Raw genomic sequence first — 21,234 nt, 5'->3', positions numbered from 1 at the left:
GGCGTCAAGGCAGGGCTTTTTGCCGCGACGCCAGCGCCGCGCCGATAAACAGGGCCACTGCGGAAGCAATGAGGCCGCGCTCCAGGCCGGACGGGCCGTCGGCAATCCAGCCCACCACGGTCGGGCCTATGATCTGCCCGAGCGCGAACACCGTGGTGAATGCGCTGATGCCCGCCGACCAGGATTCCTGCGGCAGGTTGTGCCGCACCAGCGCCGTGGTCGAGGCCACGGCCGACAGGAACACCCCGCCGAATACAATGCCGGAAATGAAGACGATGGGCGCCGCGCTGGTCAGCGCGGGCAGGATGGTGACTGCGCCGAGCAGGCCATTCAGTATCGCCAGCGACTCGCCGCCCTTGAAGCGGTCCAGCATGCCCGCCCAGATCCGCGAAGACGCCACAACCGCCAACCCCAGCAAGGTATAGAACAGCGTAATCAGATCGGCGCGCATGCCTTGCTGCTTGAGCAGGGCGATCACGAAAGTCATGTAGCCGATATAGCCAACGCCGAACATGAAGTAGCCGCTCAGGCCAAAGGCAAAGTCGCGTACCGCGAAGCGCTGCTTGCCGCCCTGGCCGGGCGGAGCCTCGCCGATGGCGCGCGCCGGGGCGGCCATGACGGCGGTCGCCAGCAGGCAGGCAATGCCCAGCGCCAGCCAGGGCCATTGCCACGCGTGCGCCACGCCGTGCTGCTGCGCGGAGCCCAGCGCCGCAGGCACCAGCAAGGCCGACAGCGCGATGCCGAAGCCCGTGCCGCCGTAATACAGGCCAATATAGAAACCCGCGCGCTCGCTGCGCATGGAGCCCAGCCGCGCCGCCAGCACGCCGCCCGCAATGAAGACGAAAGCGCTCGCCACGCCTGCGCACAGGCGCTGCAGGAACAGGGCTGCGGCGCCGGTCACCGCGCCGGAAACCAGCATGAACAGGCTGGCCAATATGCAGCCCGCTATCATCAGCCGCCACACGCCCAGGCGGCGCATCAATGCCGGCGTGGCCAGCGCGCCGAGGAAGTAGCCCAGCGCATTGCAGGTGTTCATTGCGCCGGCCTGCAGATAGGACCATTCCAGGTCCGCCCGCATGGGCGGCAGCAGCAGTCCATACGAAAAGCGCGACAGCCCGAGGGCGACGGCCGCCGCCAGCGACAGCGCGAGCGCGGTCATGAGCGGATGCGGCAGCGGGTTGGGCCGCGAGTGCGGGTGGCCAGTCATGCAGGCACTTCAGCCGGGCCGGGCGAAGAACTCGTCATGAATCAGGCGCAGTGCCAGGCGGCGGTCGTCGCGGTCCACCAGCATATAGGCCGCCACTTCGCTCGCTCCAGCAGCGGCCAGCGTGACGCGCACGCCGCCCGCCAGCGCAGCCGACAAAGCCCGGCTGGCGATCGCGCTGCCCACATTCGACGCGTCCAGCACGCCGTCGCCCACCACGGCCACGATGGCCACCGCGTCGTTGCGGCTCACTTCGACCACGCCAGCCAGGTGGTGCTCCATCAGCGCCTCGTAGGCCGCCTCCAGGTGGCCGCGCGCCAGCAGCACGTTGATGGCGGTCTGCGCCGTCAGCACGCTCTTGATGTTGATGCCGTGGCGGTCCAGCGTGGTGGTCACCTCGGCCAGGATGCCGGGCTTGAAACCCACGCCCGGACCATGCAGCTTGAGGATGGCAACGTCGTCGCTGGAAGACACGCTCTTCACCACGTCGTGCGTGACGGTGCGCTCGGCGTCGATGACGGTGAAGGGATGCAGGCCAAGTTCCGGCTTGGTGATGTTCAGGATGCGGATGGGGATGGCCTGGTCGAACAGCGGCTCCACCGTGCGCGGGTGCAGGATCTTGGCGCCGAAGTAGGACAGCTCGGCCGCCTCCAGATAATGCAGTTTGGCGATGGAGTGGGGCGCGTCCACGGCGCCTGGATCCGCGCTGAGGAAGCCGTCCACGTCCTTCCACACGTCCAGCGATTCCGCGCCGATGCAGCGCGCGATGGAGGCGGCCGAGTAGTCCGAGCCGCCGCGACCGAACAGGGTCGATTTGCCGTCCCGGCTCACGCCGTAGAAGCCCGGCACAACAACCACGCCGTCGCCCGCCAGCGCCTGCGACACTGGACCGGTGCTGGCGTCGAAATCGCAGGCGGCGTTGCCGAACACGCCGTCGGTGAGCAGGCCGATGTCCTCGGGTAGCGCTTCGCGCGCGGCGATGCCACGGCTTTGCAGCACGTCCGTGAGCAGCAGGCTGGAAAGCCGTTCGCCGTAGCTGAGGATGACGTCGTTGACGAAGTCCGGCACGTCGCCGATGTAGTGGATGCCGGTCAGGAAGCGCGTCAGCTGGTCCAGGCGGGCGTTCAGCGCGGCCTCGGTGCGGGCGCGCAGCGCGGGGTCTGCGATGTTCGCTTCAAGAATCTGCTTCTTCAGGGCGCGCAGCGCCAGCGTGTAGTCCTGGCTTTCGGCTAGCGCCGACATGGTGCCAGCGCCTTCGCGCGCGGCCTGCACGCAGTCGACCAGTGCATTGGTGATGCCGAAGAATGCGGACACCACCAGCACCAATGGCCGGTTGTAGGTTTGCACGACATGGACCACGCGGTCGATGTCTTCTGGCCGCCTGAGGTTGGAGCCGCCGAATTTGACAACGATTTTTTTCATGATTTGGATTCCCGGATAGACCGGGATATCATAGCCGATGGCGCGCCTGCTAGCCAGCGGCCTTCTGCGCCACCCATGCCTCGTAGCGCGAGCGGGTGTCGGGCGCCGTCGGCGGATACAGGCCGATGATGGACACGCCGCGCGCCACTTCCTCCAGCACGAATTCCTCGAAACGTTCCATCTCGACGGCCTCGCGCGCGAGTTCGCCGGCCAGATGGCGCGGGACGCAGACCACGCCGTCGTCGTCGCCCACCATGATGTCGCCGGGGTAGACCGGCACGCCGCCGCAGCCGATGGGCGCGTTGATGTCCAGCGCGTGGTGGCGTATCAGATTGGTCGGCGCCGAAGGGCCGGAGCACCATGCCGGCATGTCCAGCGCGGCGATGCCCGCCGCGTCGCGCAGGCCACCGTCCGTGACGATGCCGGCCGCGCCGCGCACCTGCATGCGCGTGGCGAGGATGCTGCCGGCCGACGCCACCGACACGTCGCCCCGGCAGTCCATCACCAGCACCGCGCCCGGCGGGACTTCTTCCACCGCCACACGCTGCGGATGGCGCGGGTCGCGGAATGCCTCTATGCCGTCCAGGTCTTCGCGCGAGGGGATGTAGCGCAGCGTGTAGGCCGGGCCCGCGAGGCGCTGGCCCGGCTTGAGCGGCCGTGCGCCCTGGATGAAGACGTTGCGGAAGCCGCGCTTGTACAGCAGCGACGTGAGGGTGGCGGTGCTGACGGTCTTCAGCGTTGCGAGGGTGTCGGGATGCAGTTCCTGGGTCATGGCTGGCTCCTGCTGCGTTGGAAAATGGTGTGGCTGAACTGGACCTGGCTGCTACCGATGCGGCTTTGCTGGTAGTACTGGTCCCATTTCTCGCGGCTGGTGGTGTGGGTCAGCGTGGCCGGATCGAGGGCCTGCAGGTAGTCGCCGAGCTTGAAGTAGATGTTTTCGCCGGTGCTCTTGATGCGCGTCGGCGCGGTCTGCATGGCGCCGTGCTGGGCGGTGCTGACGGCGACTTTCGCCTCGCCGCCGGAAAAACTGATGTCCAGGCCAAAGCTTTCGCCGGAGCGCACCGTGCCCAGTGCCGTCATGGTTTCCTTGGCGTCCGGGCCTTTGATGCGGGCCAGCACGTCGAACAGGCCATTGCCCGCTTTACCGTCGATGGCCTTGCTGTCGGCCGTGTCCTGCACGTAGACCTTGAGCAGCGTGTCCAGTCCTTCGGCGTGGTACTGGGCAACGATGGTCTTGGCGCCTGCCGGCAGAGTGGCGGTGACGATGGCGGAAAAGCGTTCGTCCGTCGCTGCCACGCCCAGCCTGTGCCGGGACATGACTTTCAGCTCATTGCGGTAGCCGTGGCCATGGCCGGAATCGTACTTCGACTGCAGGGCGCTGAAGGTGAGCGTGCCCGTGTAGGGCGACGGATAGGGCGACTTGCCTTCGGCTTCGAACATGGCCTGCAGCGCGGTGGCGGGCGTGAAATCCGCTGCGGCCGGCGCTGCGGACAGCGGAGTGCAGAGCAGCGGCATCAACAGCATCGGCAGCACGCGGCCGCGCACTGCCAGGCCCCCGGCGGGCGTGCGGCATGGCGCGCGCATCAGGCAACCACCTGGGTTTGCGTGCCCAGCTTGTCCATCGCCAGGCGGACCACGTCGCCGCGCTTCAGGTACTGGGGCGGCTTCAGGCCCATGCCCACGCCGCCGGGCGTGCCGCTGACGATCACGTCGCCGGGCAGCAGCGTCATGAACTGGCTGACGTAGGAGACGATGTAGGCGACGGGGAAAATCATGTCCGAGGTATTGCTGGCCTGCTTGCGTTCGCCGTTCACGCTCAGCTCCATGTCCAGCGCCTGCGGATCCGGAATGTCGTCGGCGGTCACCAGCCACGGGCCGATGGGGCCGAATGTGTCGAAGCTCTTGCCCTTGCACCACTGGCCATTGCGGTGGTTCTGCCAGTGCCGCTCCGACAGGTCGTTGGCCAGGCAATAGCCCGCCACGTGCTCGAGCGCCTTGTGCTGGGCCACGCTGCGCGCGGCGGTGCCGATGACGATGCCCATTTCAATTTCCCAGTCCGTATGCTCGGACCCCGGCGGCATGACGATGGCGTCATTCGGACCGCTCAGCGAGGTGATCGCCTTGTTGAAGACGATGGGCTCCGCAGGAATGGCCTGGCCGGATTCCTCGGCGTGCTTGCGGTAGTTCAGCGCTATGCCGATGAACTGGCGGATACCGGCCACGGGTACGCCGATGCGCGCGTCCGCGCTCAGCACCGGCAGCCGTTCGAGGTCGATGGCGGCCAGCGCCCGCAGTTTTTCCGGCGCCAGCCAGTCCGGCGTGAGGTCCGGCACCAGCGCGGACAAGTCGCGGATGATGCCTTGCGCATCCAGCGCCGCAGGTTTCTCGGCGCCCGGAGCGCCTACGCGTAGCAGTTTCATTTGTCGTCCTTTCTGGCGTCTTTCATCATGCTGTCGAGCAGCGGCTGCATGGCGTCGGCCCAGAGCTGGTAGCCTGCGGCGACGGGATGCAACTGGTCCGGCATGATGGTGTGCGGAATGCGGCCGTCCTGGCCCAGGAATACGGCGCCGATGTCGAGGAAGCGTATCGTCCTGCCATCGTCCAGCGTGGCCAGCTCGCGGTTGACTGCGGCAATGGTGGCCATGCGTTTCGCCGCTTCTTCCACCGCGGCAGGCGTGACAGGGCCGCCCTTGGCGTCGCGCGGGCCGCGCGGGAAGATCCCCAGCACGAGAACGCGGGTGTCCGGCAGCCTGGCGCGCACCATGGCGACGATCTTCCGGTTGGCGGCGGCGATTTCCTCCGCGCTGTAGTCAAGGCTGTTGTTGGTGCCCATCATCAGCACGGCCACCTTGGGCGCGATACCTTCCAGTTCGCCGTGCTCGATCTGCCAGATCAGGTTCTGCGTGCGCGCACCGCCGATGCCGAAGTTGGCCGGCTGGTACTTGCCGTAATAGGCATCCCAGATGTGCGGCGCGCGCTGCCAGCCCGCCGTGATCGAATCGCCAAGGAACAGCAAGCCTACGGGGCCGCTCTTGGCGCGCGCCAGGAAGCGCGCATGGTACTGCAGGAACTGGCCGTTGTCCTGCTTCTCGAAGGCTTCGGAGGCACTCAGGCGCTTGGCCGGCGCCGCTGCCGCTGCCGGGGCGCCCGGCTGGACGAGCGCTTGCGCCACGGCAGGCGGCAAGGTGGAGGCGACGGCGAGGGCGCACGCCGCTGCCAGCGCCGCCAGCAGATGCTTGCGTGGAAGGCGGCTCATCGCGCCACCCCGCTGCGCGGCTGCACCGGCGCCACTGCGCCGCCAAGCCAGATCGACAGGAACACCAGCGGCACCAGCAGCGCGCCCAGCACAAAGAAGGGCGTGTAGTTACCGCCGGCGGTGATCGACGGCACCAGCTGCATGCAGATGATCACGCCCAGCACGGCCGAGGTGCCGCTCAGGCCTGCCAGCGAGCCGACGGTTTTCCCGGAGAAGAAGTCGCTCGGCAGGGTCTGGATATTGGTGATGGCGGCCTGGAAGCCAAACAGGATGACCGCAATCGACAGCACGGCCAGCAGCGGCGTGTCCGCCGTTGCGCTGAACAGCAGGGCGGGCAGCATCAGCGCCAGCCCGAGGGCGATCACCGTCTTGCGGGCCCGGTTCACGCTCCAGCCGAGCTGCAGCAGGCGTCCGCACAGCCAGCCGCCGGACAGCGCGCCTATCGCGGCGCCTACATAGGGCACCCATGCGAAGATGCCGATCTGCTTCACGTCGAAGTGGAATTTCTCGTTCAGGTACAGCGGCAGCCACGCCACGAACAGCCACCAGATCGGGTCGATGAAGAAGCGCGCGGCGATCACGCCCCAGCTCTGGCGGTGGCGCAGCAGCTGCGGCAGCGTCGGCACGTATTCCGCCTGCCTGGCCGCTTCCGTTTTCTGGCCGGTGAGGATGTAGCTGCGTTCCTCCTCGCTGATCCAGGGATGGGCGGCGGGACCGGACTTGTAGATGATCAGCCAGGGCACGACCCATAAGAAGCCGAGGGCGGCGATCAGGATGAAGGTGGTTTTCCAGCCCACATAGGCGTACAGCCAGGCGATCAGCGGTGGCGCGATAATGGAGCCGAGCGATGCACCGGCGCCGAAGATGCCTTGCGCCAGCGCGCGCTCGCGGACCGGAAACCATTCGGCTACGGCCTTGGTGGCGCCGGGCCAGTTGCCCGCCTCGCCCACGCCCAGCAGCGCACGGAACAGGCCGAACGACAGGGCCGAGCGCGCGACGAAATGCAGGCCGATGGAGACCGACCATACGAGGATGGACAGGATGAAGCCGATCCGGGTTCCCAGCGCGTCGAACAGCTTGCCGAACAGCGTCTGGCCGATGGCGTAGCCGATCAGGAAGACGGTGACGATATTGGCGTAATCGCGCTTGTCCAGGCCGAGATCCGCGGCAATGCCCGGCCACATGACCGCGAGGGCCGAGCGGTCGATGTAGTTGATAATTGTTGCGGCGGCCACCAGCGTCATGACCAGCCAGCGCAAACCTTTAGTCGTTCTCATGCGCGCTTCTCCAAGATGTCTCTGTCTCTCTATTTTTTGTTCTGTGCGCCCGCCCTCGCCGGGGCGGTGCGCGCTCTTGTTATTGCAGGCCAAGCTCGCTGCGCGTCGGCAGCCCTTCACAGTCCCCCCGGAACTGCACCACGCGCGCGCCCACCGCGTTGCCGCGCGCCGCAGCCAGGGCCAGGGGCAGCCCTTCCAGCAGCGCGCTGATGACGCCCACCGCGAAGCCGTCCCCGGCGCCCACGGTGTCCACCACCTTTCGCACCGGCACGCCGGGCGCAATGCCCCGGCCTTCCGGACCGGCGTAGTACGCGCCCTGCGGCCCGAGCTTGACCACCACCTGCCGCGCGCCGCGCGCCAGATAGAAGTCCGCGATGCCGGCCGCGTCGCCGCAGCCGGTCAGTAGCTTGCCTTCCCCCAGGCCCGGCATCACCACATCGGCCAGGCTGGCCAGCGCGTTGACGGTTTCTATCATCGCCTCCTGCGTGGGCCACAGACGCGGCCTGAGGTTGGGGTCGAAGGTGACCATGCGGCCGGCGCCGCGCGCCTGCGCGGCCATGGTCAGCGCCATGTCGCGGCAGCTGTCCGACAGCGCCGGGGAGATGCCGGTCAGGTGCAGCAGGCGCGCCTGCTGGTAGGCGCCGGACGGTATGTCGGCGCGCGACAGGTGGCTGGCGGCCGAACCGCGACGGAAGTACTCCACTTCCGGATCGCTGCCGTCGAGCGCCATGGACTTGAGCATGAAGCCGGTCGGATGCTGCTGGTCCAGCCGCACATGGCGCAGGTCCAGGCCTTCGGCCTGCATGAAGTCCAGCAGGTTGCGGCCCAGGCTGTCCTTGCCCAGCGCGCTGACGTAGCCCACCTTGTATCCCAGCCTGCTCAAGCCCACCGCCACATTGAGCTCCGCGCCGGCGGTGGCGCGCTCGAACTCGCTCACCTCCGCCAGCGGCAAGGGCTGGCGCGCCATCAGCAAGGCCATGGCCTCGCCGACGGTCACCACGTCGGGTATCTGCAGCGTCTCGTCCATAGCGTGCCCCTCAGAACTTCATGCCGGTGACCAGCGTGGCCTGCCGGCTGGCCGGCAGCGAGATGCGCAGCACATTACCGCGCTGCTGCTTCGGCCCCTTGTCGACATTGCCCGGAGGGCCGGCGGAGACCACAAAGCCCGGTTCCACCACGGCTGCCGCCGCCTTGGTGCGCGCTTCCACCTTCAGCGCGGAGGGCTGGCCCTCCACAAGGAAGCTGCGTTCGTCCAGCTGCCTGATCTCGCGGTCGCCGTGCACTTGCGCCGTCAGCACCACCGGCTTGCTGGCCCTCATGGTGTCGCTGGTGGTCCAGGCGCCGCGCGCAAAGCTCAAGCGCCGCTCCAATTTCTCGATGCCCAGCTCCAGGCGGTAGGCGCCCGTCAGGTCGGCCACGATGTCGGCGTGGTCCTTGCCCAGCGTGAGCTTGGTGATGCGGATGCTGTCCAGGCGCGCATAGGGATAGCCCTCGAAAGCATCGTGGCCGCCGCCTTCGTTGGCCTGGCCCTGGCCGTCCACCAGCAGCGTGTTGCTGATTTTGCTGCTCGGGATGCCCGCATAGCCTTTCGGACCGGTCAGGTAGCTGCCGCCGCCAAACAGGATGAAACTGCCCGCGTCCGGGTGCGAATGGCCCATGGACAGGTGCCAGTCCGGCATCTTGCCGATCAGCGAGGCGGCGTGGTGGCCCTCCGGCGGGCCTGCGCGGAAGGCGAAGGCGGTGGCCTTGCTGCTCCAGTCGCTGCGCCAGTACACCGTGCCCAGGTCGTCGAAGTGGTGGTGCGGCGGAATGGCCGACATCGGCGTTGGCTTGATCGAAGGCTCGTACCATTGCAGTGACCAGAAGTCCTCCGCGCAGATATGGCCCAGCGAGTCCATCCAGGCCGCCACGCCCTGCGCCTCCGGATTGCCGAAGCGCTGCGCCAGGCGGTACAGCAGGTTGTAGTTGGAGTGCAGCTTGCCGCCCGGGTGGGTGCGGTCAGGCTCGTGGCCGACGCGCGAGCGCGTGACCGGACCTTCGAAGGCGTCGCCGAAGTCGAAGATGTCCTGGCCGTTCGGCGTGATCGAGTGCGCCATATAGAGGTGGGCCTTGCGCAGCGCGGGCAGGTCGTACATATCGTCGCCCGCCGCGTGGGCGAAGGCGTCCAGCCCGTGGATAATCCACGGCATGGAGAAGATCCAGTATTCCACGCCTTCGTAGAAATAGCCGTCCGGCGAGGCTACCGACAGTACTTGCGTGAAGATGGCGCGCGACAGCGCGGCCCAGCCGGCCGCCTCAGGCACTTCGTCGAACACCGCGTAGGCGGCGACGGCCAGGCCGGAGATGGGGATGAAGCAGTGGTTCTGGCTGTAGGAATACGACTTGCCCGGCTTGGGGCTGAAATGCGCGGCCATGATGCGCGCGTGGCGCACCAGCTTTTCGCGGTAGCGCGTGCGCTCTTCCACGCTCAGCACGTCGAACAGCAAGTCGTAGGCGGTGCCCAGGCCGTACAGCAGGTGGCCCGCCGCCAGGTCGATGTCCGGCTTGCTGAAGGTATAGCCCCAGACAGGATAGCTGACCGCCGCGTCCATATAGCGCTTGGCCGCTTCCAGGTAGCGCGCGTCGCCTTCTATCTTGTAGGCGAGGGCGGCGCCCACCATGCCGATGCCGACCGTGTTCTGCGCGCGGCGCGTCTGCGCCGGCGAGGCCTCCGGCTCGGCGCGCATGGCCACCAGGCCCGACAGCGCCTTCTGCCAGATAGCGCTATGGCTGCCGCGCGCGCGCTGGCGCAGCTGCTCCAGTCCCGCCGCCGTGGTGAACACGCGCGGATGCACGCCGCTCAGTTCCGCGCGCAGCGGCGCGGGATGCGCCTGCATCAGCTTCGTCAGCGGATGGACGCCGCCGGTGGCCGCGCCGCCCTGTTTGGTGCCCAGCGCCTCGCGCGCATCCTGCGCAAAGGCGGATGGGATGCCGCCACCGAGGGCTGGCAAGGCGAGGGCGGCGGTGCCGAGCAGGCGGCGCCGTTTGAAGTTAGGTTGCATGGGATCTCCGTTGCGGATCAGTAGATGCCGAGGCCGCCGTTGACCTGGATGATTTCGCCGGCCAGGAAGGCTGCACGCTCGGAAGCGAGGAAGACCACGACATTGGCCACGTCGCTGGGCTGGCCCTCGCGGCGCGCCGGGGTGCGCTCGGCGATGGCGAGGCGGTTGGCCGGGGTGTTGAAGGTGTCGTGGAAGCGGGTGGCGATCAGGCCGGGCGCGACGCCGTTCACGCGGATGCCCAGCGGGCCCACTTCCTTGGCCAGCGCACGGGTGAAGGTGGCCACGGCCGCCTTGGACGAAGCGTAGTGCGCCGAACCCGGACCGCCGCCGTCGAACGCGGCCAGCGAGGACATGGTGACGATCACGCCGCTCTTGCGCGGCTCCATGCGCTTCAGCGCGGCCTGGCAGATCAGGAAGGTACTGGTCAGGTTCAGGTTCATGGACTCGTTCCACAGCGACAGCGGCATGTCCACGATGCGGCAGCGCTGTATCAGGCCGCCGATGTTGGCGAACAGCGCGTCGATCTGGCCGATGGCCCCTTCCGCTTCGGCATATACCTGTTCGGCCGCGTCGGCGCCGGTCAGGTCGGCCTTGATAGCCTGGGCGCGGCGGCCCATGGCGCGGATCTGCGCCACCACTTCCTGCGCCTCCGCGTCGCTGCTCCAGTAGGTCAGCACCACGTCCGCGCCGGCTTCCGCCAGTGCCAGCGAAGTGGCTTTGCCGATGCCCGATGCGCCGCCCATGACGAGTGCGCGTTTGCCGATCAGTTCCATAATAGTCTCTCTTATAAGGTTAGGTTGTAGTTGCGTAGGGCGTAGGGCGGGTTAGCGCAGCGCGCGTAACCCGCCAAGCGGCGCCGCCGTTGACGCCCTGACGATCAGCTCCGGCGCAAACAGCTCGCCGCCCGGCGCCGCCGACGGCGCCAGGATGCGCTGCACCGCCGCATCCGCCATGGCCTGTATCGGCTGGCGCAGCGTGGTCAGCGGAGGGTCATGCGCGGCCGAGAAGAAAATGTCATCAATGCCGATCAGCGAGAAGTCCTGCGGGATGTGCCTGCCCAGCTGCTTCAGGCCGATGCCGATGCCGATCGCCATCATGTCGTTGATGGCGATGGCCGCCGTCGGCTTGCCGGGTGCCGCCAGCAGGCGCGCCGCTGCGCTGCGCCCCATTTCGAACAGCTGGGTGTCGCCGTGCGGATCGCTGGGCGCGTCGGTGGAATCCGCGATCACCAGTTCGCCCGCAATGCCGGCCTGCGTCACCGCCTGCTGGAAGCCGCGCACGCGCTCCTGCCGGTTCAGCGTGTACGGCGGCGGCGTGACCAGGGCGATGGAGCGGTGCCCTAGCGCCGCCAGGTGCGCCACCGCCATTGCGGTGGCGGCCGCGTTGTCCACCGAGATGGTGCTGATCTTCTTGTGGTGCTCGTCGGTCTGCTTGATGTCGAAGGCCACCACCGGGCAGCGCGCGGTGATCGCGGCCAGGTGGTCCGTGTCGCTCAGCGCCGAGCCGGTGATGATGCCTTGCACCCCGTAGGCAAGCAGGTCGGCCATCACCGCGCGCTCCCGGTCCGGATCGCGGAAGGTGCTGAAGGTCATGACGTGGCATTGATGCCGCGCGGCGGCGGCTTCCACCGCGCAGGCGAGCGAACCGAAAAACTGGTTGGCCAGGGATGGCACCAGCAGCCCCACCATTGCCGCCACCCCGGTCTTGAGCTGGCGGGCCGCGTTGTTGGGCCGGTAGCCCAGCTGCTTGATGGCCTGCTCGATCTTGAGCTGGGTGTCCGGCCGCATCTGTCCCATCCTGTTGTTCAGGTAGTTGGAGATGCTGGAGGTGGACACGCCGGCGAGGCGCGCTACATCCTGAATTTTTGGTTCGCTCATGATTCCCTTGATTGCTAGCTTAAAATGCCGCGTCCAGGCGGACAGTGAAATAGCGGAAGGCGTCGCGCGCAGGCTGCCAGCCTAGGGACTTGATGTCCGGACCGGAGGTCTTCTTGAAGTTCAGGAAGGAGCCCACGTTGCCCGACGCGTAGTGGTGGTCGGCCACGTTCTTCACGCCGACGGACAGCTTGTATTTGCCCTTGTCATCCGACATGGACGCGCCCAGGTCGACGATGCCATAGCCCGGGCGGTTCAGGCTTGGATCCTGGCTGATGGCGCCCTGCACGCGCGACTGGGTGCGCCATTGCACGTTGAAGGCGGTGCGGAACGGCAGCATGCCCTGCGGCAGGCGGTATTCGGCCCCCGTGCTCAGCTTCCACTTGGGCGCGTTCGGCATGCCGCCGCCGCTGGCGTCGCGCAGGAAGGCGCCGGGCACCAGCGCGTTCGGCACGGTGCAGTCGGTGGCGCCGCTGTAGCACGGCCCCTGCGTCCAGTTCAGGATGGTGGCGCGGGTGAAAGCCAGGCTGGCGTTCAGCTGCAGTTCGCGCGTCAGCAGCACCGTGGTGTCGGCTTCGAAGCCCTTGGTCTGCAGGGCAGGGATGCTGTACAGCACACTGGCCTGGCTGCCGTCGGAGAAGCGCTCGGTGGCCGAGGTCTGGTAGTCGTGGAAGCGGGTGCGGAAGGCCGCCGCGTTGAACGTGGCGCGGTTGTTCCACAGGTTGGCCTTGAAACCGAGCTCGAAGCTGTCCGCCGTTTCGGCGGCCAGCGGCAGGCGCTTGAACACGTTGACGTTGTTGGCGCCGCTGGTCATGTCATACGCCACGCCCTTGCGGCCGGTGGCGGCCGAACCGTAGGCCATCACGTCCGGAGTGAAGTGGTAGGTGTAGGCCAGCTTGCCCGTGATGCCGTTCTCGTCGTGCTGCGGCGCCACGTACATGTTCTCGCCGGTGTGGATGTTGTTCGGCGCGCTCGACGACAGGCTGTCGATGGTGTGGAACATATAGTTGTTCGATTCGCGGTTCAGGCGCACGCCGGCCGTCAGCGTGTTGCGCGATGCGAATTCCCAGCTGCCGTTGGCGTACAAGGCGCGGTTCAGGTTGGACGACGAGGTTTCGTAGTTGGTGAAGTTGGTCTCCTTCACGAACGGATTGCCGCGATAGTAGGTGCGGAACAGGCTGTTGCGCGCAAACCAGAGGCCCACCAGGTAGCGCAGCTGGCCCTCGTCCGGGGACGTGAGACGGAACTCCTGCGTGGAGGTCTTGCTGTCGCTGGTGCCGTTGATTTCGGCCTTGGCGTTGATGCCGGAAGGCTTGCCCGCGTGGTTCAGCTGGTAGAAGGTGGAAACCAGGTCGATATTGTCGTTGTCGCGGAAGTCGTTGGAGAGGTTTTTGACGACGGAGGAAATCGACGTCAGCGCATGTCCGGCCAGCGGTGTGCGTTCCGGGAACTGGTAGTTCACGCGCACGCCAACGCCGCGGTTGGTCGACTCCAGGCCGGACGGCGAATCGTTGCGGATGTCGCGGTTGGTCGGGCTGGGTGTGATGCCGCGCAGGACTTCGGTATTCGACAGCGCCGTATAGGCCTTGTTGTACAGGTAGCCCACGCCCGGATCGATCGAGGTGATGGCGGCGGTGTTGCCGGTCGAGAGCGAGTGGTCGTACTGCGGCGTGACCATCACGTCCACGTCGCTGTTGACCTTCCACAGGAACTTGGTGACGAAGCTCTTGCCGCCGGAGCCGTTCTGCTTGCGGCCGGTGGTGAGGTTGTTCAGCAGGCCGGGGAAGTTGGTCTTGCTGGCGAACAGGCGCATGGCCACGTCGTCGCTCAGGCGGCCGCTGAGGGCGGCGGTGGCGCGGTATTCGTCGTCGCTGCTGCGGAACAGGCTGACATTGGTCTTCATCGGACCGGCGCCGATAGGCTTGGTGGTCATCACCACCGCGCCCGCGATGGCGCTCTTGCCGAACATGGTGCTTTGCGGGCCTTTCAGCACCTCCACGCGGGCCACGTCGGCCTGGTCCTTGAAGGCCTGCTGCGGCTGGGCGTAGGGCAGGTCGTCGATGATGACGGCGATGTCGCCCTCGATGCCCAGGTTGTTGGACGTGGTGCCGATGCCGCGCATATTGATGCTGTTGGTGCCGACCTGGGTACCGACCGAAATCGACAGCGCGGGCGTGAGGTTGACGATGTCGTTGAACTCGCGCACGTTGTTGCGCTGCATATACTCCTCGCCCAGCACCGTGATGGACTGCGGCACGTCCTCCAGCTTCTCGATGCGGCGGTTGGCGGAAACCACCACGGTCTCCAGTTTCAGCGGCTCGCCGGCGGCAGGCGCTTGCTGCGCCCGGCCGGGTGCGGCCGCGCCCATCAGCAGCAGTGCGGCTGCCATGGCGATCGGGGTGAGGCGATGCTGCGTGGCATCTGGCCTTCCTTTACTTATCATCTCTGTCTCCCTTATAGGTCTTTTTGAATGAGTATAAGCTGCTTTGACCGTTTGTGTAACGGTTTACTGTATCGTTACAGTAAGGTGTTGAAAAAAAACCCGTTCAGGAAAAACTGACCTTCGACTTCGAAGATTTCCCTGGTGGGCAGTTGGTAAATCGTTTTACTGTAACGTTGCAGTGAATCTTAAAGCAAAGAAAAACGAAGTCAACAAGAATTTCGCAGGATGTTTTCTTGTTTCCACAATGATGGTTCTATGCAAATATATACAGTTCAGCCACTCTCACCGCTACCGCTCATGAAAATTTCGCTCTCCAGTCTCCTGTTCAGCGCCGGACTGCTCGCCTTTGCGCCGACGCTGGTGCATGCCGCCACGCCCGCCACGCCCGAGAAAATGAACCAGATCTACGCCGAGTACTGGGAGGAGTATTCGAAAGCGAACCCGATCAGCGCCACCTTCAACGGCGACAACCGCTTCAACGACCGCTTTGGCCCGGTGACCTCGCAGGAAGCGCTGGCCGAGCGCAAGCGCCTGGCGGACAAATACCTGGCCCGCACCGCCGAATACGACCCCGCCAAGCTGGGCGCCGAGGACCGCATCAGCTACGATCTGCTGCGCTACAAGCTGCAGCAGTCTCTGGACGACATGCGCTTCCCATCGCAGCTCATCCCCATCAACCAGACCTTCAGCCTGCACCTGCTGTTCGCGCAGCTGGGCTCCGGCAAGCTGGCGCAGCCTTTCGCCACGGTGAAGGACTATGACAACTGGCTGGCGCGCGCCGCCGCCTTCGCCCCGGCGGCGGACGCCATGATCGCCGACATGCGCGCCGGTATGGCGCGCGGGGTGGTCCAGCCCAAGATCGTCACCAAGCAGATCCTGCCGCAGCTGGAAAACCTGGGCACGGCCGACCTGGCCAAGAGCGTCTACATGTCGCCGGTGCGCCAGTTCCCGCAGGACTTCAGCGAAGCAGACAAGGCACGCCTGACCGCCGCCTATTCCAAACTGGTGAGCGAGCAGATCGCCCCGGCCTACCAGCGCCTGCTGGCCTTCATGCGCGACAGCTACCTGCCCGCCAGCCGCGAAACTGTGGGCCTGGGCGCGCTGCCGGAAGGGAAGGCGTGGTATGACTCTAAGGTGCGCAGCTCCACCACCACCTCGCTGACGGCGGACGAGATCCACACCATAGGCCTGATCGAAGTGACCCGCATCCGCGCGCTGTTCGAGCAGGCCAAGGAACGCGTGGGCTTCAAGGGCACGCTGAAAGAGTTCTTCGTGCACCTGAACACCGCGCCTGAGCAGCGTTTCAGCACCCGCGAGCAGATCCAGGCCGCCTACGAAGGCCTGCGTCCGCGCGTGGAAGCGAAGACGCCGCAGTTCTTCGGCAAAATCCCCAAGACCCCGTTCGAAGTGCGTCCGGTGGAATCGTTCCGCGAAGTGAGCGCCGCGCCGGCCCAGTACTTCGCCGGCCTGCCGGACGGTTCGCGTCCCGGCATCTTCTACTACAACGCCTACAAGCCGGAAACCCGCACCCGTTTCACGACGGTGGCTTTCTTCCTGCATGAAGCCATTCCCGGCCACCACTTCGAGATCAGCCTGGCGAAAGAGCAGACCGGCTTCCCGGCCTTCCGCCGCAACGAAGGCACCGGCGCCTTCAGCGAAGGCTGGGGCCTGTACAGCGAAATGCTGGGCCAGGAGATGGGCTTGTACGACGATCCGTGGCAGTGGTGCGGCCGCCTGTCGGCCGAGATCTGGCGCGCGGTGCGGCTGGTGGTTGATACCGGCATCCATTCCAAGGGCTGGACGCGCGAGCAGGCCATCGCCTACTTCGTCGACAACGTGCCGCAGAACGAAGTGGTGGCGGTGCAGGAAGTGGAGCGCTACATCGCCGCGCCGGGCCAGGCGCTGAGCTACAAGATCGGCGAACTGAAACTGCGCGAACTGCGCGCCCGCGCCGAGAAGCAGCTGGGCGCCAGGTTCGACCTGCGCGCCTTCCACGACGAAGTGCTGTCGCACGGCTCGGTGCCGCTCAGCGTGCTGGAAGCGGCCGTGGAGCGCTGGCTGGCCCGCCAGAAGGCTAGTGCAGGCTCTTAATCTTCCGCACCACGTTTTCCACTACCGGACCAACCTCGTTGACGATCTCAACGAGGGTTTCCCTCGGTATGCCGAGCTTCTTGCTCCAGTAGGCCACTTCCCATTCCTTGTCCACGTGAATGTGCGAGCGGTCCCGCTGAAACAGATCTACCAAATTTTCCGCCATGTGTGCTCCTGAATTTTGGGGCATCACTTTATCGCTGCATCCCAGCCGCTTCTGTGCGTTACCTCACATTGCGGGCATGCCGGTCAAAAGGCAAAGCACAGAAAGCGCAATCGCGGTTAGAATACGCGTTTTCCATCCCAGCGAATTGACCGACGTGTTACGCCGCATAGTGCCCCTGCTGATAGCTTATCTGTTGCTGATGTCGCAACAGGTGGCGATGTCGCACGGCTATACGCACTGGACGCCGGCGCAAAAAACCATCGCAGGGGAGTTGCTCACCGCTTCGGGCGCCACGTCCGACAGCCCGGTGGTCGACCACATCTGCCTGCAGTGCGTGGCCGCTGCCGAGCTGGCCTTCGCCATCAACGGCTCGCTGCTGCGCTTCGAGCCGCAGACGAGCAAGCCGCTGTTGCCTGCGCTGCTGTTCGTGCAGGCGCGCGAGCGCTTCGCCACCGTCGTATTCCAATCCCGGGCTCCCCCGGTCCTCTGACAGAAATCGCACTTAGCAAGGCTATGCGCGCCGGGAAGGCGCGCGGCCGCTTTACGTCAATTCTTGTTTGAGGTTCACATGATGTTCACCCGTACCCTGATCGCCACGGCGGTCCTGTCCACCATTTCGTCCATTGCTTCCGCCCAGACAAGCGACCCTGTCGTTCCCAAGGTCGTGGTCACCGCCAATCCGTTTAAAACCGCCGAGGGCGACCAGATCCTCACGCCCGCCAAAGTGCTGGCCGGCGACGAACTGCGCGACAAGATGGGCAGCTCGCTGGGCGATACGCTGTCGCAGGAACTGGGCGTGTCCGCGTCCGCTTTCGGCGCCGGTGCATCGCGCCCCATCATCCGTGGCATGGAAGGCGCTCGCGTGAAGATGCTGGAGAACGGCATGGCCGTGTCGGACGTGTCCGGCCTGTCCAACGACCACGCGGTGGCGGCCGAAGGCGCGGTGGCGCGCCAGATCGAGATCCTGCGCGGCCCTGCGGCGCTGCTGTACGGCTCCGGCGCCATTGGCGGCCTGGTCAACGTGGTCAACGAACGCATTCCCACCGCGCTGGAAAAGCAGCTCACCGGCCAGATCGAGGCGCGCTACAGCTCGGTCGATAGCGGCAAGAACCTGTCCGGCACCGTCGACGGCGCAGCGGGCCAGTTCGCGCTGCACGTGGACGGCAACCTGCGCAACGCGGACGACTACAAGATTCCGGAAACCCGCATCGCCAACGACCCGGCCTCGGGCTCCGGCCGCCTGGCGCATTCGGCTACGCGCGAACGCAATGTCGGCGCGGGCACTTCCTATATTGCCGACTGGGGCTTTGTCGGCGCGTCCGTATCCCACCTGGACAACATGTACGGCATCCCGAGCGCGGAAGGCTCGAAGATCGACCAGAAGCAAACCCGCTACGACGTGGACAGCCTGGTGCACAAGCCGTTCAGCGGCTTCGAGACCTTCAAGTTCAAGGCCGGCTACACCACCTACGAACACGCGGAACTGGACGAGAGCAATGCGCCGGTCGTGATCTTCAATAACCGTTCGCTGGAAACGCGCGCCGAACTGGCGCACGAGCCTATCGCCGGCATGCACGGCACCTTCGGCTTCCAGACCGAGAACACGCACTTTTCCGCGCTCAGCCCGGACGGTGCGGCCGACACCGTGCCTGTCACGCATTCCACTTCCACGGCGGGCTTCCTGGTGGAAGAGGCGAAAGTCGGCGCTGTGCTGCTCAGCGCGGGCGGGCGCGTGGAGTCCGTCAAGCGCAAGCCGGTCACCGGCCAGGACCGCTCCTTCAACCTGAACTCCGGTTCGCTGGGCGCGTTGTGGACCTTCACGCCGGGCTACGGCGCGGGCGCCACCTTCTCGTACTCCGAGCGCGCGCCGGCCACGGAGGAACTGTACTCCGGCGGCCCGCACGACGCCACGGTCACCTTCGACGTCGGCAACCCGGACTTCAAGAAAGAGGCTTCGCGCAATGTGGAACTGAGCCTGGAGAAGAACACGGGCCTGGTGCGCTGGAAGGCCAATGCCTACCGCAACAAGGTGCGCGACTTTATCTACGGGCATATCACCGGCAGGCTGCTGGATGAGGAAGGCAATCCGGGCGACGAACTGCGCGAGCGCATCTTCGAGCAGGCCAAGGCCACCATCAAGGGTGCGGAAGCGGAGATCACCTACAACGCGCAGGGCAGCGGCTGGTCCGGCCGGTTGTTCGCGGACACGTCCAAAGGCAAACTGGATGGCGCGGGCAGCCTGCCGCTGCAGCCTGCAACGCGCGTTGGCGCCAGCGTGGGCTACCGCGAAGGCGCATTGCGCGGCGGACTGTCGCTGGTGCATGCGAATGGCCAGGATCGTCTCGCATCCTTCGAGACCACGCCGACCGGTTCCTACAACCAGCTGAACGCCAACTTCTCCTACACGCAGCGCCTGGGCAGCCAGGATCTGACGTGGTTTGTGCTGGCGAAGAATCTGCTGAACGAAGACATCCGCATGTCGACGTCGGTGCTGAAGGATATCGCGCCTCTGCCTGGCCGCAATTTCGTGCTGGGCGTGCGCGCCAAGTTCTAACTAGGGTTTGGGGGCGCGCCTGCGCCTGGGCCTGCGCTTGGTGTAGGAACCCGAGCGCGGCGGTTTCTTCGCGCCGCCGCCTTTGCGGTGCGCGCGGTAGCACCACCATCCAAAAGCAAGGAACACCAGCAGCAGCAAGGCGGCGGACCAGTAAGTGGCCCAGATCATGGGGAGAGGGGGCATGCGGAACAGCTTCTTTTTCAAGAGGCCATTCTAGCATGCCCCCAATCTCAATTTGCCTTCGCGCGCCAGGTGTAGGGGCCGATGATGGTACCTACAAAACCGCCTGCCTTGCGGGTGGACAGGAAGGTGGTGTCCACCTTGTCCGCCAGCGTTTCGGTCTTGCCGCCTGCGGTGTAGCTGAACGCCATCTTGCCGCCGTCCGCCTGCACGGACAGCGCGACGCTGTCGCCTTCAAACGGAGCGCTGGCGACCAGCACATCCTCACTGGCCTTGGCACGCGTGTACAGGGCCAGCACATTCTTGCCCGCGATGCGGCTGATCCCATAGAACAGATACGACTCGTCGCTCTGGTAGGCCACCAGGCCGGCACGGTCGCCGTCCCGCTGCGGCTGGAAGCTCAGCGTGGTCGACACCTTGGCGATATGGTGCTGCTGGCGCCGGCCGATAAAGGACGGCGTGCTTTTCAGGTCGCCCAGCTGGCCGCCGGCCGTCAGCGCCAGTGCGCCTTGCTCGAGTTTGTAGAACGGCGCGGCGGGCGTGCGCACGCCTATCCATTGCGTTGACAGGGCGGCGCCGGTGAATTCGTCCGTGTAGGCGATGTCGCCGGACATGGGCAGCTCAGGGCGCGGCTGCTCCGGCAGCTTGGGCTTGGGCGCGGTGAAGGGAATGCGTTTGCCCGCTTCCAGCACCATAGGCCAGCCGTCTTTCCACGTCACCGGCAGCAAGAAGGTTTCGCGGCCGATGTTGTACAGGTCCGCGTCGTAAGGGCGCGTGGCCAGGAAGGTGGCCCACCAGTCGCCGTTCTGCGTCTGCACGAACTTGGCGTGGCCGGCCGACGTCACCGGGTTGGCGCGCTTGCCGTCCAGCGAGCGCTGGCTCAGGATGGGATTGTGCTCGTAGGGCTTGAACGGCCCGCGCACGCTGGAGGAGCGGAACACCACCTCGGAATGCTGGTCGCCGGTGCCGCCTTCGGCCGCGATCAGGTAGTAGTATTCGCCGCGCTTGAGCAAATGCGGCCCTTCGATCCAGATAGGCTTGGCGCTGATGTCCACGCCGCCGTTCACGATCAGCGTGCGTTCGCCGACCATGGACAGGGTCTTGGGATCGAACTCCTGCACCCAGATGGCGCGGTGGCCGTCGTAGCGCGGCTTTTCAATCGGATCGCCGTTGTTCACCATATAGGCTTTGCCGTCCGTGTCCCAGAAGATGGACGGGTCGATGCCGCCGAATTTCACCGGCTTGGGATCGGACCACGGGCCGGCAGGATTGGACGCGGTCATCACCACGTTGCCGCCGCAATCAACGCAGGTGGTGACGATGTAGAACACGCCGTTGCTGTAGGAGATGTCCGGCGCGAAGATGCCCCGCGAGGAGCGCAGGCCCTGGAAGTTGAATTGGCCGGGGCGGTCGATGGCGTTGCCGATCTGCTTCCAGCTCACCAGGTCGCGCGAGTGGAACACCGGCAGGCCGGGGTAGTGCGTGAACGATGAGTTGATCAGGTAGTAGTCCTCGCCCACGCGGGTGATGGACGGGTCCGGATAGTAGCCCGACAGGATGGGGTTGCGGAATTCGCCGGCGGCCGGCTGCGCTATCTCCTGCGTGCGGCCCTCGTAGCTGAAGCGCTCGAAGCGAGCGTCGCTGGCCTGGGCTGCGGTGGCGATCAGCGCGCAGGCGAGCGCTGTGTAGAGCGGTATGTTTTTAAGTCGCATGGTTGATGTCCAAG

Annotated in this window: 18 protein-coding genes; 3 read left to right on the top strand and 15 right to left on the bottom strand. The window is 66.0% G+C overall.

Going from position 1 to position 21,234, the window contains the following annotated elements; all coding sequences use genetic code 11:
- Positions 1-4 precede the first annotated feature (4 nt).
- The 12 genes from KT882_RS18170 to KT882_RS18115 form a co-directional block, all read right to left on the bottom strand.
- Positions 5-1,207, bottom strand: coding sequence for a YbfB/YjiJ family MFS transporter (locus tag KT882_RS18170; RefSeq protein ID WP_228892926.1), 1,203 nt, complete (start codon positions 1,205-1,207; stop codon positions 5-7).
- Between the two features lie 9 nt (positions 1,208-1,216).
- Positions 1,217-2,626, bottom strand: a complete 1,410-nt coding sequence (locus KT882_RS18165; RefSeq protein WP_161071176.1) for an aspartate kinase — start codon at positions 2,624-2,626, stop codon at positions 1,217-1,219.
- Positions 2,627-2,675: 49 nt separating this feature from the next.
- Positions 2,676-3,398 (bottom strand): ribonuclease activity regulator RraA, encoded by a 723-nt coding sequence (locus KT882_RS18160; protein WP_228892925.1) that lies wholly within the window; start codon positions 3,396-3,398, stop codon positions 2,676-2,678.
- Positions 3,395-4,210, bottom strand: coding sequence for a polysaccharide lyase family 7 protein (locus KT882_RS18155; protein ID WP_228892924.1), 816 nt, complete (start codon positions 4,208-4,210; stop codon positions 3,395-3,397). Before KT882_RS18155 ends, KT882_RS18160 begins: the two co-directional genes overlap by 4 nt.
- Positions 4,210-5,046: a fumarylacetoacetate hydrolase family protein gene (locus tag KT882_RS18150; protein ID WP_228892923.1), complete on the bottom strand. Its 837-nt coding sequence runs from the start codon at positions 5,044-5,046 to the stop codon at positions 4,210-4,212. Before KT882_RS18150 ends, KT882_RS18155 begins: the two co-directional genes overlap by 1 nt.
- Complete coding sequence (locus KT882_RS18145; RefSeq protein ID WP_228892921.1) at positions 5,043-5,882, bottom strand: GDSL-type esterase/lipase family protein; 840 nt, start codon at positions 5,880-5,882, stop codon at positions 5,043-5,045. Before KT882_RS18145 ends, KT882_RS18150 begins: the two co-directional genes overlap by 4 nt.
- Complete coding sequence (locus KT882_RS18140) at positions 5,879-7,159, bottom strand: MFS transporter (protein WP_228892920.1); 1,281 nt, start codon at positions 7,157-7,159, stop codon at positions 5,879-5,881. The genes KT882_RS18145 and KT882_RS18140 overlap by 4 nt, the downstream gene beginning before the upstream one ends.
- Positions 7,160-7,238: 79 nt before the next feature.
- Positions 7,239-8,186, bottom strand: a complete 948-nt coding sequence (locus KT882_RS18135) for a sugar kinase (protein ID WP_228892916.1) — start codon at positions 8,184-8,186, stop codon at positions 7,239-7,241.
- Positions 8,187-8,196: 10 nt separating this feature from the next.
- Complete coding sequence (locus tag KT882_RS18130; RefSeq protein ID WP_228892915.1) at positions 8,197-10,200, bottom strand: DUF4962 domain-containing protein; 2,004 nt, start codon at positions 10,198-10,200, stop codon at positions 8,197-8,199.
- Positions 10,201-10,217: 17 nt separating this feature from the next.
- Positions 10,218-10,973, bottom strand: a complete 756-nt coding sequence (locus tag KT882_RS18125; RefSeq protein ID WP_228892913.1) for an SDR family NAD(P)-dependent oxidoreductase — start codon at positions 10,971-10,973, stop codon at positions 10,218-10,220.
- A gap of 51 nt (positions 10,974-11,024) precedes the next feature.
- Positions 11,025-12,077 (bottom strand): LacI family DNA-binding transcriptional regulator, encoded by a 1,053-nt coding sequence (locus KT882_RS18120; RefSeq protein ID WP_228892912.1) that lies wholly within the window; start codon positions 12,075-12,077, stop codon positions 11,025-11,027.
- Between the two features lie 19 nt (positions 12,078-12,096).
- Complete coding sequence (locus KT882_RS18115) at positions 12,097-14,463, bottom strand: TonB-dependent receptor (RefSeq protein ID WP_228892910.1); 2,367 nt, start codon at positions 14,461-14,463, stop codon at positions 12,097-12,099.
- Positions 14,464-14,814: 351 nt separating this feature from the next.
- Between KT882_RS18115 and KT882_RS18110 the strand changes: the two genes are divergently transcribed.
- The gene (locus tag KT882_RS18110) at positions 14,815-16,608 is read left to right on the top strand and encodes a DUF885 domain-containing protein (protein WP_228892908.1); all 1,794 of its coding nucleotides are present in this window, start codon (positions 14,815-14,817) and stop codon (positions 16,606-16,608) included.
- Here KT882_RS18110 and KT882_RS18105 read toward each other — a convergent pair.
- Positions 16,592-16,762, bottom strand: coding sequence for a DUF3606 domain-containing protein (locus KT882_RS18105; RefSeq protein WP_161071188.1), 171 nt, complete (start codon positions 16,760-16,762; stop codon positions 16,592-16,594). The two genes, KT882_RS18110 and KT882_RS18105, sit on opposite strands and share 17 nt — an antisense overlap.
- Positions 16,763-16,928: 166 nt before the next feature.
- Here KT882_RS18105 and KT882_RS18100 point away from each other — a divergent pair, with 166 nt between their 5' ends.
- Together KT882_RS18100 and KT882_RS18095 are read left to right on the top strand one after the other, a co-directional pair.
- On the top strand, positions 16,929-17,264 hold the full coding sequence (locus KT882_RS18100; protein WP_228892906.1) for a hypothetical protein: 336 nt from the start codon (positions 16,929-16,931) through the stop codon (positions 17,262-17,264).
- Positions 17,265-17,342: 78 nt separating this feature from the next.
- Positions 17,343-19,328, top strand: a complete 1,986-nt coding sequence (locus KT882_RS18095; protein WP_228892904.1) for a TonB-dependent receptor — start codon at positions 17,343-17,345, stop codon at positions 19,326-19,328.
- Here the strand turns inward: KT882_RS18095 and KT882_RS18090 are convergent, their stop codons facing one another.
- Together KT882_RS18090 and KT882_RS18085 are read right to left on the bottom strand one after the other, a co-directional pair.
- Positions 19,329-19,532 (bottom strand): hypothetical protein, encoded by a 204-nt coding sequence (locus KT882_RS18090; protein ID WP_228892902.1) that lies wholly within the window; start codon positions 19,530-19,532, stop codon positions 19,329-19,331.
- A gap of 26 nt (positions 19,533-19,558) precedes the next feature.
- Positions 19,559-21,220 (bottom strand): glycoside hydrolase family 43 protein, encoded by a 1,662-nt coding sequence (locus KT882_RS18085; protein ID WP_228892901.1) that lies wholly within the window; start codon positions 21,218-21,220, stop codon positions 19,559-19,561.
- Positions 21,221-21,234 lie beyond the last annotated feature (14 nt).

It is taken from the genome of Pseudoduganella aquatica, from assembly GCF_020865585.1.
Lineage (GTDB): Bacteria > Pseudomonadota > Gammaproteobacteria > Burkholderiales > Burkholderiaceae_D > Rugamonas > Rugamonas aquatica_A.
This window is presented reverse-complemented; position numbering and strand designations above follow the sequence as displayed.

What these genes read in the sequence shown, in the direction of transcription:
- KT882_RS18155 (WP_228892924.1), bottom strand. Translation starts at nt 4,210, where the DNA reads ATGCGCGCGCCATGCCGCACGCCCGCCGGGGGCCTGGCAGTGCGCGGC.
- KT882_RS18140 (WP_228892920.1), bottom strand. Translation starts at nt 7,159, where the DNA reads ATGAGAACGACTAAAGGTTTGCGCTGGCTGGTCATGACGCTGGTGGCC.
- KT882_RS18115 (WP_228892910.1), bottom strand. Translation starts at nt 14,463, where the DNA reads ATGGCAGCCGCACTGCTGCTGATGGGCGCGGCCGCACCCGGCCGGGCG.
- KT882_RS18150 (WP_228892923.1), bottom strand. Translation starts at nt 5,046, where the DNA reads ATGAAACTGCTACGCGTAGGCGCTCCGGGCGCCGAGAAACCTGCGGCG.
- KT882_RS18120 (WP_228892912.1), bottom strand. Translation starts at nt 12,077, where the DNA reads ATGAGCGAACCAAAAATTCAGGATGTAGCGCGCCTCGCCGGCGTGTCC.
- KT882_RS18085 (WP_228892901.1), bottom strand. Translation starts at nt 21,220, where the DNA reads ATGCGACTTAAAAACATACCGCTCTACACAGCGCTCGCCTGCGCGCTG.
- KT882_RS18145 (WP_228892921.1), bottom strand. Translation starts at nt 5,882, where the DNA reads ATGAGCCGCCTTCCACGCAAGCATCTGCTGGCGGCGCTGGCAGCGGCG.
- KT882_RS18170 (WP_228892926.1), bottom strand. Translation starts at nt 1,207, where the DNA reads ATGACTGGCCACCCGCACTCGCGGCCCAACCCGCTGCCGCATCCGCTC.
- KT882_RS18095 (WP_228892904.1), top strand. Translation starts at nt 17,343, where the DNA reads ATGATGTTCACCCGTACCCTGATCGCCACGGCGGTCCTGTCCACCATT.
- KT882_RS18125 (WP_228892913.1), bottom strand. Translation starts at nt 10,973, where the DNA reads ATGGAACTGATCGGCAAACGCGCACTCGTCATGGGCGGCGCATCGGGC.
- KT882_RS18110 (WP_228892908.1), top strand. Translation starts at nt 14,815, where the DNA reads ATGAAAATTTCGCTCTCCAGTCTCCTGTTCAGCGCCGGACTGCTCGCC.
- KT882_RS18135 (WP_228892916.1), bottom strand. Translation starts at nt 8,186, where the DNA reads ATGGACGAGACGCTGCAGATACCCGACGTGGTGACCGTCGGCGAGGCC.
- KT882_RS18165 (WP_161071176.1), bottom strand. Translation starts at nt 2,626, where the DNA reads ATGAAAAAAATCGTTGTCAAATTCGGCGGCTCCAACCTCAGGCGGCCA.
- KT882_RS18160 (WP_228892925.1), bottom strand. Translation starts at nt 3,398, where the DNA reads ATGACCCAGGAACTGCATCCCGACACCCTCGCAACGCTGAAGACCGTC.
- KT882_RS18130 (WP_228892915.1), bottom strand. Translation starts at nt 10,200, where the DNA reads ATGCAACCTAACTTCAAACGGCGCCGCCTGCTCGGCACCGCCGCCCTC.